This is a genomic window from Microcystis sp. M31BS1, from assembly GCF_020245285.1.
Taxonomy (GTDB): domain Bacteria; phylum Cyanobacteriota; class Cyanobacteriia; order Cyanobacteriales; family Microcystaceae; genus Microcystis; species Microcystis panniformis.
Window position 1 is genome coordinate 1 of sequence record NZ_JADBVE010000399.1, and the last position, 12873, is coordinate 12873.

Consider the following 12873-nt stretch of genomic DNA (forward strand, 5'->3'; position numbering starts at 1 on the left):
AATCCTTATCTGGCAAGAGACTTAATTGATTAGTTCGCTCTAGAGCAAAAACAATTGACAAAAATCGCTAAATGCCTTTCTATATAAGGGTTCCATCCCTTATAACCCCCGTCCATTGCATAACACAAACCGAAGAGCCAGTATCTAAGTGAGCAGTATGTATTAAGTGAGCCTGATCAAATGCCAGTTTACTACTGTCTTTTCACTGATTACTGTTTACTGCTTACTGATCACTGATCACTGTTTACTGATCACTGAAAAAAGTCAAGCCTGAACTCTGAAAGAGACGAAAATTGCCCCTTTTCAGACTTCAGGCCCGTGGAGTTGTCCCGATCGCTTAGGACATATACTGGATGATAAAGTCGAAGTAGGGGGCTGCTTCCACGGCATCCTCTTGAGTCAAAAGACCTAAAGCGGCCTCTTTGAGACAACGAATCGCCTCCACCATGCCGGGGACGGGAACATTAAGAGAGTTATACATCTCTTTGACCCCGATTAGGCCGGTTTGTTCGATCGGTGCTTTATCTCCGGCTAATACCCCATAGGTAACTAGACGCAGATACCAACCATAATCGCGCAAGCATTGATTATATTGACGCTGACCGTAGGCATTACCCCCCGGCGCTCTATAATCGGGACGTTTCTTGAACAGTTGTTTTTGAGCCTGATCGACGATTTTTTTCTCATTTTCAGCGAGAGTCTCGGCAATGCGAATTCTCTGCTCACCGGTTTTTAAAAACTGCCCGATACCCTGTAGTTCACCACTACTAGGATAACGAAGTTCGTCGTCGGCTTTGAGGATGACTTGGCTAACTACGCTCATAATATCAAGGTAAATTCTGATAACATTCTGTAGTTTATCTCAGGTCGGGGTCTGGAAGTCGAGTCATCCCTGCTGGTTGGGCAATTCCTAAAAATTGTAATATTTCGTTATGAGTTTCCCCGACAGCCCGGTTACTGTCTAGAATGAATGTATTAGTGGTCAGGAGCGAGGAGATGGCAATTGAGATGTCACCGCACACCGATTAACTTGAACCCGATAACTGGTAATTAATATGGAATTTTTAGCATCCTTCCTATTGATAGCGGGCATTCTGGGATTAAATGGCTTTAAAATCGATCGAGAATACCAGCGTGGTGTTATCTTTCGTCTAGGGCGTTATCAAGACACCAAAGGCCCTGGACTGTACTGGATCATTCCCCTAGTTGACCAAAAAATGCAGCTGGATATTCGCACCAAAACCGTCGATATCGCCCCGCAAGAAACTGTCACCGCCGATAATGTCACAATTAAGGTTAATGCGGTTCTCTACTATCGCATTATCGACCCTAGCAAAGCGATTAATAAAGTCGAATCCTATCCTGCGGCCGTTTATCAAGCGGCCATGACCACTTTAAGAAATGTAGTTGGTCAAAATCATCTCGATGATGTCTTGCAAAAACGAGACAAAATTAATCATGCGGTTCAACAAATTGTCGATGAAATTAGCGAACCTTGGGGCATTGATATCGAACGGGTGGAGATGAAAGATGTGGAAATTCCCACCGGTATGCAGCGAGCTATGGCCAAGGAAGCGGAAGCATTGCGAGAAAAACGGGCCCGTTTGATTAAAGCGGCCGCAGAACAGGAAGCCTCCCTAAAATTAGCGGAAGCTTCCCGATTAATCATGGAAAATCCCGCCGCTTTGGAATTACGCCGCCTACAAATGTTAACGGAAATTGGAGCGGAAAATAACACCAGTACCGTGATTATGCTCCCCTCCGATATCTTAAATCTCGCTCAAAAATTAGCCGAAAAACCATCACAAAATGGCTCAATTGTCAATAGCCAAAAGGGTTAATTTCCTCTGGTGTGTTAGGTTGGTTTAACACACCTAAAATTGTTAAGTAGCTGGTTATAATTAAATTAAAAATGGATTTTAGGTTCGATCCCCCCTGCCCCCCTTGATAAGGGGGGTGCCGATAGGCGGGGGGATCTGATAATTTTTAACGCCTACCTACTTAATTAACGCATGGTGACAAATTCCTCGGCAGCACTGGGATGAATGCCGACAGTGGCATCAAAATCGGCTTTTGTTGCACCCATTTTTACGGCAATGGCTACTCCTTGAATAATTTCTGCGGCGTGATCTCCTACCATGTGCGCCCCAAGGATTTTACCACTTTCCTGATGGACAACTAATTTCATCAAAGTTTTGTCCTCTCGGCCTGGTAAAACATTGTAACCGGGGCGGAATTTAGACCGATAAACTTTAATTCCCGTGTCACCATATAGGTTTTTGGCTTGCAATTCTGTTAATCCCACCGTCGCCGCTTCAGGAGTAGAAAATACTGCCGAGGGAACGTTTTCATAACTCATTAACCGGGGTTTATTACCAAAGACTGTATCGGCAAAAGCTCGCCCCTGATTAATGGCGACGGGAGTTAAATTAATTTGATCAGTACAATCGCCCACGGCATAGATATTGTCTTCGCTGGTTTGGCTATACTCGTTGACAACAATTGCCCCGTTTTTTACCTCGACATTGACATTCTCTAAGCCCAATTTTTCCAGCTTAGGAATTCTTCCAGTAGCGGCTAATCCTAGGGCATCAACAAAGATAATTTCTCCAGTTTCTTTCCCCTGAATATGTACTTTTAACCCCTCAGCAGTTTTCTCGATCGAAGTGGGGAAAGTTTCGGGCATAATTTTAATTCCCTGACGGATCATTTCTGCTTGAATCTCATCGCGTATATCCTCATCAAACCCTCTTAAAATCTTGTCTTTACGGATTAACTGCACCACTTCCGTCCCCAATCCGTGCATAATACCAGCAAATTCCACCCCAATATATCCCGCCCCTAAAACTATAATTCTTTTCGGTTGTTCTGGCAGTTGAAACATGGCATCAGAAACTACTGTATGTTCTATCCCCGGAATATCGGGTTTAACGGGATGTCCCCCCACGGCAATTAAAATTTTATCGGCAGTAATTTTCTCCTCTCCTACCTCTAGGGTATGGGTATCAATAAACTTGGCATAATTAGGAAAAATCGTCACTTGAGAATTATCGAGCATCTTTTGATAAATGCCATTTAAACGGATAGTTTCCTGATTAACGGCGCTAATTAATTTTTGCCAATTTAACTGACTCTCTACTGGACTCCAACCGTAACCTTCCGCATCCTTAAATAGTTGCGGAAAACGACTAGAATAAACCATTAATTTTTTGGGAATACAACCACGATTAACACAGGTTCCTCCCAAGCGATCGTATTCTGCTAATCCCACTTTTGCCCCGTATTCGGCTGCCCGTCTAGCGGTGGCAATACCCCCAGAACCACCACCAATCACGAATAAATCAAAATCATAACTCATAAAAATATCCTCGCGAATGTATAGAAATTTGACGGAATCAAGAAACTTTCTGGGCAAAAAAGGAAGCGAATATCTCGGATCAATCCCTAAGTGAATCTATTCAGTAACTAGGACAATATGGTCACTAAGGCTGCTAAATTAAGTAGGTAGGTATTAAAAACTTTCAGATCCCCCCGCCTATCGGCACCCCCCTTATTAAGGGGGGCAGGGGGGATCAAACCTAAAATCCATTTTTAATTTAATTATAACCAGCTACTTAGAGTCAATTTATCTACTGCCAAGATTTAATTCTATGCTAACACGCCGCTCGAAATTATCTTTTCTCTTGGGGACTTGTTCCCTATTTCTCTGGGTAAACCATCCCGTCACCCTCGCAACCCCCATCAGTCAAGACAATTCCCCCCCTTCCCAGTTTATCTGTCCGGCAGACTTAGCCACCGAGATTGATCGCATTTTGGACCGCCCCGATTATCAAGGCACTTATTGGGGAATTTTAGTAAAATCCCTCAATTCTCAGGAAAATCTCTATAGTCTCCACGAAAATAACTTTTTTACTCCCGCTTCTACCGCGAAATTATTAACCACTGCTGCCGCTTTCAGCAAATTTAACCGCGATTATCGTCTGAAAACCCCCATTTTAGCCCAGGGCAACCCCCCCGATTTAGAGACTTTAACCTTAGTCGGGAGGGGAGATGCAACCATAACCACAGAAAAGTTAGAAAAATTAGCAGAAAAGTTAAAAGAACGGGGAATTAACTCAATTTATCGTTTAATTGTCGTTGCTAGTCCTTTTGTCGTCTCCGATAGTCAAAAAACCTGGGAATGGGAAGATGTCTTTTTTGACTATGCTGTACCCGCTTCTAGCTTGGTTTTAAACGAAAATTCCGTCACTTTAAGGCTTTTACCGCGACAATTGGGGCAAAGCTTAGATTTACAATGGTCTGATCCCATTGCCGCTAAACAATGGCTAATTGAGAATCAAACCAGCACCGCAGCTCAAGGCATCCCGAATACTCTGGCAATTAAGGGCAATTTAGCCAATAATCGCCTGATTATCACTGGTTCTCTGGCTATTGATAGTCAAGATGATTTTAATTTAGCTATTCCCCAACCCTCGGAATATTTCCTTGATCGCTGGCGTAATATCCTTGAAAAAGCGGGAATTACCGTTAAAAACGCCGAAATTAGCTCAGAAATTCGCGGTTATGAGATCACCAATTTAGAATCAGAACCCCTAGCATATTTGGTGGAAAAAGTCAATAAAAATAGCGATAATTTACTAGCCGAAACCCTACTACAAATGCTCGGCGGTGTGTCGGGATTGCAAGAAACTTTAACAAAACTGGGAATTAACAGCGATGGTTATAAAATCGGCGATGGTTCGGGGCTATCACGACAAAACCTGATTAAACCCAAGACTTTAGGTCAAATATTACAACTAATGGCAGAAAACCCTGATTATCGTCGTTCTTTAGCCATTGGCGGCATTGATGGCACTTTAACCAATAGATTTCGCCAGACTCCCCTAGAAGGACGATTACAGGCAAAAACCGGGACTTTAACCGGAGTTACCGCTCTCGCAGGTTATCTAGAAACCGCCGACAATCAACCCCTAATCTTTAGCATAACCGTCAATAACAGCGATAAACCCGCCACTACCCTCAGAAACGGCATCGATGAGGTGATTTTGCTCCTAGGACAGTTAAAACGCTGTTAATCTTTAGGAGCCGGGAGATAGGGAGATGGGGAGATAGGGAGATAGGGAGATAGGGAGATGGGGAAATTTCAGCTAAATTCCCCCACTACCCCAACACCCCACTACCCCAACACCCCAACCCGCAACCAATTCGATCGAGCCATTTAAGTAGGGAGGCACAATTATTTGTAGGATGGGTTAGCGGTAGCGTAACATGAGCGGGGGTTGGGTTTCATGCTTCAACCCAACCTACGTTCATCTTATATTTAATTCCACCCACCCACTTAATCACAGAAGACTGTATACTTTTGTAAAAATTGCTTCTAGCTGACCTGTAGATTAATCGACGGAGTTATTGATATATGTATATAGTTCAGGTTGCCTCTGAGTGCGCCCCAGTGATTAAAGCTGGGGGATTGGGGGATGTGGTATATGGATTGAGTCGAGAATTGGAAATTCGCGGTCATTGCGTGGAGCTAATCCTACCCATGTATGATTGTATGCGCTACGACCAAATTTGGGGCTTACACGAGGCTTATCGGGACCTGTGGGTGCCTTGGTACGGTGGCGCAATTCACTGTAACGTTTTTTGTGGTTGGGTACACGGGCGCTTGTGTTTCTTTATTCAACCTAATTCGGGGGATAATTTCTTTAATCGCGGTACTTACTACGGCTGTAAAGACGATAATATGCGTTTTGCCTTCTTCTCTAAAGCCGCTTTAGAATTTTTGCTCAGAAGTAATAAACGTCCCGATATAATTCATTGTCACGACTGGCAAACTGGTTTAATTCCGCCCTTACTTTTTGAAATTTATAAATATCATGGTATGGGCAATCAGCGCGTTCTTTACACCATCCATAACTTTAAACATCAAGGATTTGGAGGTGCAGAAATTCTCTGGGCAACAGGATTAAATAACGATCCTTACTACTTTAGCTATGCCCGACTGCGCGATAATTTCAATCCTTTTGTGATTAATTTTATGAAAGGTGGGATCGTTTTTGCCAACTATTTCAACACCGTCTCACCCCACCATGCTTGGGAAGCACACCACACCGATGTTAGTTACGGTTTAGGTCATACAATTCACCTACATCAACACAAATTTACTGGCATTCTCAACGGTTTAGATTACAATATCTGGAACCCAGAGGTGGATAAATTTATTGCTGCACCCTACGGTGTTGATAGCTTCTCCGAGAAGGCACGCAATAAAAAGGCACTGCGAGAAAGACTCTGGTTAAGAGATGAGGCAGAAAAACCCTTAATTTGTTATGTCGGTCGTTTAGATGACCAAAAAGGCGTACATTTAGTTCACCATGCCATGTATTATGCCTTAGCTCGCGGGGCGCAATTTGTCCTCTTAGGTTCCGCCACCGAATCGTTAATTAATAACTGGTTCTGGCACGAGAAAAATCACCTCAATAATAACCCTGATGTTCATATTGAATTGGGCTTTAATGAGGAATTATCTCACCTCATTTATGCGGGGGCCGATATGATTGTGGTTCCCAGTAATTTTGAACCCTGCGGACTGACACAAGTAATCAGCTTAAAATATGGAACCGTTCCCATTGTCCGGGGAGTTGGTGGTTTAGTTAATACGGTTTTTGATCGCGATTATGATACCTATCACAAACCCGAAGAACGCAATGGTTTTGTCTTTTTTGATCCCGATAATAATGCCCTCGAATCAGCCATGTCCCGGGCATTGGAATTGTGGTACACTCAACCAGAAGAATTCCAAAAATTAGCGATTCAAGGCATGGAATGCGATTACTCTTGGAATCGCCCCGGGGAAGAATACGTTGCCCTCTATGAAATGATTCGCCACAAATAAACTGTCTTGTCTCTAGCAATTCCCTGGCAGTTGTCAACAGAAATTCGAGGAATAGATTTGTTGAAATTTCCAGGGTAATTGCTTTAGTTTTGACCGACTCCTAACCCCACCAACAAACTTTTTTAGTAAACCCTACCTAGTAGAGCAGAAATGTTAACTTTGCTTGGTATTCTTGGGTGAGGGGATGACTAACTCCCAAAATCTGAAATATGGCTAACATGGCTTTTCTTGCGCCATCCTGACGATATTTTCTACTTTCTCCCACCAGGCTGATCAGTTTATCTAAAGCGGCGGCATAATCTTCTTTTAAAGCGAAATTAATCCCAGCAAAAAATATCAGATCGAGGGGATTATTTTCTGGTTTTAACTGTTGGAATTCTAGGATAGTTTTCCAACCTTTAATAACAGGATTTTCCTCTTTAATAGCACTGATTAATCGATAAGCGTCTGACCATTTTTCTAGACGCATGAGAAATTTTACCGCCATAATAATTAATCGCTGTTCGTTGGGATATTTAGGAAAAAGACGATCAAATAATTGTTTGGCTGCGGGCAAATTATCGAGGGCGATCGCTTCTTGTATTTCTGCTAATCCTGTTTCTAATTCCGATTGTAAATCCAGACGGGAAAATAAGTCTCTAATTTGTTCTTCTGGCAAAGCACCGACAAAACAGGGTAACACTTCTCCCTTGCTGACAATTCGCACATCGGGAACTCCTTCTACATCGTATTGTTCGGCTAATTCGGGATTTTTATCTATATCTATTTTGGCCAAGATAAAATTATATTCACTTGCTAGTTTTTCTAGCATCGGTTTTACCAATTTACAGGGTCCACACCAGAGAGCATAAAAGTCTAAAATCACTGTATTTAGATAGGATTTCTCGATCACTTCACTGTCAAAATTTGTCCCATCTACCTCGATAGAATATCCCATCTATTTCTCCTCTAATAACTTATTTTTCAGCTAGTTTTGTCTCACTTATCTCTTTTACCCAAAGGGCTAATCCTCCCCCTCGTCCCCGGGCTGCTATCATTGTTTCTGTGATCAGAAAATAGGCAAAAAATGCCTGTTTTTTGATACTTTCCTGATAAAAATTTGCTTCACTTACCTGGCCATTTCTAATAAAACCAGAATAGAGAGAGCGATTAAATAGGGTTAGGTTGAGCCGGGTAAAATCAAAGGCAAGAAGACGGGTTTTAGGAAAAAACTTAACTGGACCGCTTACAGATAGTTTTACTGCCCCTAAAAATATCTGATTGCTGACGCTTCCAGAGATAAATTCTCCCGGTTCTAAGCTCTCATTTCTTTGGTAAGAGATGGTAATTTTTAACCAGGATGGTAGATAGCGCCCCTTACCCAAAACAATTCCCGCTCTCTTTTTCGCTTTTTGAGTTCCCGTGATCAAGTATAATCGCCAAGTACCGACCAAAGCCTCAAAAGTAAGATTTTCTTTAGTTTTTTTATGGTTTTTTTCTGTTGCTAAGAGAAATTCTAGCAATTGAGAAACAGGGGGGCGATTATTGTCGTCAAGTATTAGGGGTGAGTCGAGATTTCTAACCATGATTTCAGACAGTGCCAAAATATTTTAACTGAAGCTACCGAACTCGAAAAAGCGATCGATAAACCGGTTGACCTTTATTATAAGTGGACTTTTCCCTCTCCGTCGGTATGGGGAAAATATTTTCCGCTAACCAGGGGGTTTGATGTTGCCGAACAAAATGGGGATGTGCTTGAAATCTCTCCGTCATTTCCAGGGCGATCGATTCCACATCCGACTGTAAAAAAACCCAGCCTTCAGATACCATATACTTAGCCAAAGCTATGACTAATTCCGGCTGCACGACTCGACGCTTACTATGACGCTGTTTAAACCAAGGATCGGGAAATTGAATCGACACCCGAAATAACTTATCTGCGGGCAAAGATTGCAGTAAAATTTCTGGGGCAACATTCATATTGCCAAAAACAAAAGCGAGATTTCTTAATCCTAACCTTTCCCGTTCCTGATTGGCTTCAATTACCAAAGGTTGACGAATTTCAATCCCCAAAAAATTAATTTCTGGATATACTTGGGCCATTTGTAACAAAAATTTACCTCGCGCACAACCAATGTCAAGATGGAGAGGTGGTGTCATATCCTGATAAACTTGATTCCAATCGGGGGGAGCGATCGGATGGCGATATTTATGACTTAAGGGATTGACGTGCTGACGAACGCGAACTTTAGCCAAAGATATTTTCTCCTTTATTTCTCCTCGATCGATCTAGTTTACCGATATTTAGCCCAATTGAATGCGATGAATTTCCGTTTCGCCATTCTCAGCGATCCTCATATCGCTTTACCCACAACCATTTTGAACCATTCTAATCGCTTTCATCTGGTGGAAGTGAGTATTCCCGCTTTAAAAATTGTTTTAGACCATCTCATCACCCTTAACCTCGATTTTCTGCTGATTGCTGGCGATTTAACCCAAGATGGTGAACCAGAAAATCATCGTTGGTTAGCCGATTGTTTAGCCACTTTACCCTTTCCCGTCTATGTTGTGCCGGGTAATCATGATGTTTTGAGTTTAACCGCAACAGAAAACCAGATCGGTTTAGCAGATTTTCCCTTTTATTATCAACAATTTGGTTACAGCGATCCCGAACAAACATACTACCAAAAAGAAATTTTACCCGGAGTGCAATTAATCGGTCTTAATTCTAATCAATTTGATGAGCAAGGTAAACAAATTGGCAGTTTAGATGCAGAACAATTGCATTGGTTAAAACAGATTTTACCATCGCTAAAAAACGATCTAGTGATGGTGATGATCCATCATAACGTTATCGAGCATCTACCCGGACAAAGCAATCATGAATTAGGTAAACGCTATATGTTGGCTAATGCGGTAGAACTGCTCGATATACTAGAGGAAAACGGCGTAAAATTGTTGATTACCGGCCATCTCCACGTGCAGGATCTGGCTTTTGCTAGAGGTATCTATGAAATTACCACCGGTTCCCTCGTCAGTTATCCCCATCCCTACCGGGTGCTAGAATATCGCGAAAACACGGTTGAATTAGCCATAGAATCCTTTCATCTGCAAAATATACCCGGATGGGAGGATTTACCGGCTATTTCTCGGCAATGGTTAAGCGATCGCTCTTATCCTTTTATGATGCGTTTGTTAACCTGCCATCCCCTCAATCTTCCCGTGAGTCTAGCGGAGGAATTAGCCCCGAAATTAGGAAATTTTTGGGCAGATGTGGCTAAAGGTGACACAATCTTCGATTTTAGCGATTTTCCGCCCCTAGTACGCCGTTATTTCTACGCTTTCAGTGCCATCGATCCCCTCGGTAATCCTCATTTTATCGACAATCAAGCTGTAATTAGTTTCAAGCATCAGTTTACTTATCAGCGCTCAGACTTGCTGGTAGAGTTGAGAGAATAGCTGCAATAAATAATTAGGATTGGCTGAATAAATCTAAAAACCTTGTTGGATAAGACTTTTAGACCTTTTTGAAATCCAAAAGTGCCGGGCATGGGAGTGATCAGGGGGAAAATTCAGGGACTTTTTCCCTGAAAATTAGGTAATTGACCACCTCAAAATCGCTAAAACCCCACACCCCACACCCTATACCCTATACCCTACACCCTGCCCCCGGGAAAAACTTTTTCAGCAGACCATAACTATAGCTTATAGTTATGGTACGCAGACGCTATCTTGGCAGAAAATATCAAAAAAAATCAATGGAAGCACTTAAAAAGGAATTTAAAAAAATCGGTTCTCTTACCCTGTTTTTTTTCTTGGCTTTCGGTTATATTCTTCTGATCATGAAATTATTTCTGGAAGAGTATTCGATTACCACCTACGTTTTGGGTAAAGCGATCGTAGGAGCGATCCTTGCGGCAAAAACCGTGGCCATTCTCGACGCAGCCATGAAGCTAGAATGGTTAGAAAATCGTCCCCGTTACGTTAGTGTTCTGTATCGAACCTTTGTTTATACCCTAGCAGCACTGATTCTCGGCTCGATCGAGGGTTTTCTGGAAGCTTATCGGGTAACGCGGGTAATTTCGGAGGCAATGGCCAAATTTTGGCAAAGGGAAAGTTTCTCTCAAATCCTTGCGGTTACTCTCTGTCTCGCAGTGGTTTTTTGTCTCCACAATCTCTGGCAGGAAATCGATCGCTATTGGGGTAAAGGCAAATTGAGAAAATTTTTTCTCGATCGCTCCTAAAGTACAGCAGTTATCTTAATAGTGAAGTTTTCCTTTTGGGGAGTTGTTCGTCAGGAAACAGGGATTTAGGGAGATGGAGATTTAGGGAAATTGCAGCTAGATTCCCCACTACCCCCCGCAACGCGCACGCAGTGACCACCCCACTACCCCAACACCCCAACACCCCACTTAAGAAGTACGTGCGATCGCCCTATCTTTCGCGGGCAACCGCTGCTACGATAAAATACGGGTGAAAAATTGCTAATCCAAGGAGTACAGACGTGATTGAACCTTTAGTGCTAGGGATTGTCCTAGGCTTAATTCCCATTACCCTAGCGGGTTTGTTCGTTGCCGCCTATTTACAGTACAAACGGGGCAATCAATTCGGCTTAGACTAAATCTATCACGCCAATCCCCCGAATTGAGAAAATCTCCCGTCAAGCTAGGCACTAGACGGGAGATTTTCCACAGGACAAATTTGCCGCTTAACAGATTGTGGCTGCCGGCGTTGCCATCCCCGCAAAACTTATCTGTCTTACTGGGAGAGCGATCGCCAAAAAAGCAAGAACTAAACGGCTGTTAAACTAGGAAAACGAATGACAGTCTCCGTATATTCGGGAACCCATCCGGCGGTAGTGGTGAAGTAACGCACTGCTTTAACCCGTTTACTGGCAGTGAGGTGAAACCAGTGTTCGCTATGGGCGGGAACATTGATGTATTCTTGAGGTTGAATAGTTAATTCCCCCTGAGAACCATCGGGAAAGACAAAGCCAAAAACCCCCTCCCCATCAATGATATAACGCACCTCATCGTCAGCGTGGGTGTGACAGCGCTCGAATTTGGCCAGTAAAGTGTCGAGATTGGGAATTTCAGGGTGTAAAACGATTAAATCTCTAGCTTGATAACCCGCTTCTTGCTTTAGTTGCTCAAAATAACCGTCTAAGCTGGTTAAAACTATTTCTTTTTCTTCGTCAGTGAGAGAAGCTTGCTTAAGTAGCTGACAAGTGGCTTCGTTTTCGATCGGCCAATAGTTTAAAGTAACATTTAATTTGGCCAATTCCAGACTAATATCGGCTAACTGGGTATAGGTTGTCCCATTCTCTAAGCGTAGTATCGCCATTGGTTATCATCCTCAAGATTACTTTTTCTATTTTAAAGTTTTCCAGAGAGAAGCCGCTCGATTTTTTGCCCCTCGATCTCTTGCCAGTTCCTAGGATTTTCTGCTCAAAAATGCTATTATGGTCTATATCTGGGGAATTAGCTCAGTTGGTAGAGCGCTGCGATCGCACCGCAGAGGTCAGGGATTCGAGTTCCCTATTCTCCATTTTCCAGAGATATTAACCGCTTTTCAAGGTTCAAGAAAGATTATGAACCAGTCTCAACTTCCCAAAAAGGCGTTACTTTTATTTCTGGGGAGAATAGCAGAGGATTACTGACAGAAAAGCTAAAAGATTTGACTTGTGGTGGTAATTTTCCTTGAAAAAATGCCATTAATTCCTGATCATTTCTCGGTAAGTGACTAAGGATAACTCCATTAGCTGAATTATCTTGAACAAAGCGAAAATTGGCTTGAGTTCCATCGAGATAATTAACGTTAATTATCACGGGAGGGATTCTAAAGAGTTGTTTGACTATTTTGGCTCTTCGGGAATTGTTATGCAAATAATTAACTTAAAATAAAATTCGATGAGAGCGCCTACGCTCAAAAGTAGCTGAAATCCATACAGGGAAGGACTTAAGGCACAAACAGGTTAATACCAAAAGATAGACAATTGA

At 42.5% G+C, this 12873-nt stretch carries 13 protein-coding genes and 1 tRNA gene; 7 read left to right on the top strand and 7 right to left on the bottom strand.

Features of this window, described 5'->3' with window-relative positions; genetic code table 11:
- Positions 1 to 337 precede the first annotated feature (337 nt).
- Complete coding sequence (locus tag IM509_RS22315) at positions 338 to 823, bottom strand: allophycocyanin subunit alpha-B (protein ID WP_052278103.1); 486 nt, start codon at positions 821 to 823, stop codon at positions 338 to 340.
- A gap of 232 nt (positions 824 to 1055) precedes the next feature.
- On the opposite strand from IM509_RS22315, the gene IM509_RS22320 reads away from it, so the two are divergent.
- Positions 1056 to 1841: a slipin family protein gene (locus IM509_RS22320; RefSeq protein ID WP_052278104.1), complete on the top strand. Its 786-nt coding sequence runs from the start codon at positions 1056 to 1058 to the stop codon at positions 1839 to 1841.
- 164 nt (positions 1842 to 2005) lie between these two features.
- Here IM509_RS22320 and gorA read toward each other — a convergent pair whose 3' ends face one another.
- Positions 2006 to 3358, bottom strand: a complete 1353-nt coding sequence (gene gorA, locus IM509_RS22325) for a glutathione-disulfide reductase (RefSeq protein ID WP_052278105.1) — start codon at positions 3356 to 3358, stop codon at positions 2006 to 2008.
- 292 nt (positions 3359 to 3650) lie between these two features.
- On the opposite strand from gorA, the gene dacB reads away from it, so the two are divergent.
- Both dacB and glgA read left to right on the top strand, forming a co-directional pair.
- Positions 3651 to 5075: a D-alanyl-D-alanine carboxypeptidase/D-alanyl-D-alanine endopeptidase gene (gene dacB, locus IM509_RS22330; protein WP_185237837.1), complete on the top strand. Its 1425-nt coding sequence runs from the start codon at positions 3651 to 3653 to the stop codon at positions 5073 to 5075.
- Positions 5076 to 5416: 341 nt separating this feature from the next.
- The gene (gene glgA / locus IM509_RS22335) at positions 5417 to 6895 is read left to right on the top strand and encodes a glycogen synthase GlgA (protein ID WP_185237838.1); all 1479 of its coding nucleotides are present in this window, start codon (positions 5417 to 5419) and stop codon (positions 6893 to 6895) included.
- A gap of 136 nt (positions 6896 to 7031) precedes the next feature.
- Here glgA and IM509_RS22340 read toward each other — a convergent pair whose 3' ends face one another.
- Genes IM509_RS22340 through trmB form a run of 3 tightly spaced genes read right to left on the bottom strand, consistent with a single transcriptional unit; the run spans position 7032 to position 9130 of the window.
- Positions 7032 to 7832, bottom strand: coding sequence for a tetratricopeptide repeat protein (locus IM509_RS22340; protein ID WP_052278108.1), 801 nt, complete (start codon positions 7830 to 7832; stop codon positions 7032 to 7034).
- 19 nt (positions 7833 to 7851) lie between these two features.
- Positions 7852 to 8460 (bottom strand): hypothetical protein, encoded by a 609-nt coding sequence (locus IM509_RS22345; RefSeq protein ID WP_185237847.1) that lies wholly within the window; start codon positions 8458 to 8460, stop codon positions 7852 to 7854.
- 34 nt (positions 8461 to 8494) lie between these two features.
- Positions 8495 to 9130 carry a tRNA (guanosine(46)-N7)-methyltransferase TrmB gene (trmB, locus tag IM509_RS22350; RefSeq protein ID WP_185237839.1) on the bottom strand — a complete coding sequence of 212 codons (636 nt, stop codon included), beginning with the start codon at positions 9128 to 9130 and terminating at the stop codon, positions 8495 to 8497.
- 66 nt (positions 9131 to 9196) lie between these two features.
- Here trmB and IM509_RS22355 point away from each other — a divergent pair, with 66 nt between their 5' ends.
- The 3 genes from IM509_RS22355 to petG all read left to right on the top strand — a co-directional run bounded on the left by IM509_RS22355 (position 9197) and on the right by petG (position 11495).
- The gene (locus IM509_RS22355; protein WP_185237840.1) at positions 9197 to 10333 is read left to right on the top strand and encodes a metallophosphoesterase family protein; all 1137 of its coding nucleotides are present in this window, start codon (positions 9197 to 9199) and stop codon (positions 10331 to 10333) included.
- Between the two features lie 299 nt (positions 10334 to 10632).
- The gene (locus IM509_RS22360; protein ID WP_052278111.1) at positions 10633 to 11118 is read left to right on the top strand and encodes a hypothetical protein; all 486 of its coding nucleotides are present in this window, start codon (positions 10633 to 10635) and stop codon (positions 11116 to 11118) included.
- 260 nt (positions 11119 to 11378) lie between these two features.
- A complete protein-coding gene (gene petG / locus IM509_RS22365) occupies positions 11379 to 11495 on the top strand; it encodes a cytochrome b6-f complex subunit V (RefSeq protein WP_002738052.1) in 117 nt (38 codons plus the stop codon).
- Positions 11496 to 11665: 170 nt separating this feature from the next.
- Here petG and IM509_RS22370 read toward each other — a convergent pair whose 3' ends face one another.
- A complete protein-coding gene (locus IM509_RS22370; RefSeq protein ID WP_052278112.1) occupies positions 11666 to 12217 on the bottom strand; it encodes a 1,2-dihydroxy-3-keto-5-methylthiopentene dioxygenase in 552 nt (183 codons plus the stop codon).
- A 131-nt stretch (positions 12218 to 12348) separates the two neighbouring features.
- On the opposite strand from IM509_RS22370, the gene IM509_RS22375 reads away from it, so the two are divergent.
- A tRNA-Ala gene (locus IM509_RS22375) sits at positions 12349 to 12421 on the top strand.
- A 41-nt stretch (positions 12422 to 12462) separates the two neighbouring features.
- On the opposite strand, the gene IM509_RS22380 is transcribed toward IM509_RS22375, so the two are convergent.
- Positions 12463 to 12702 (bottom strand): hypothetical protein, encoded by a 240-nt coding sequence (locus IM509_RS22380; RefSeq protein ID WP_012267196.1) that lies wholly within the window; start codon positions 12700 to 12702, stop codon positions 12463 to 12465.
- Between the last annotated feature and the right edge of the window lie 171 nt (positions 12703 to 12873).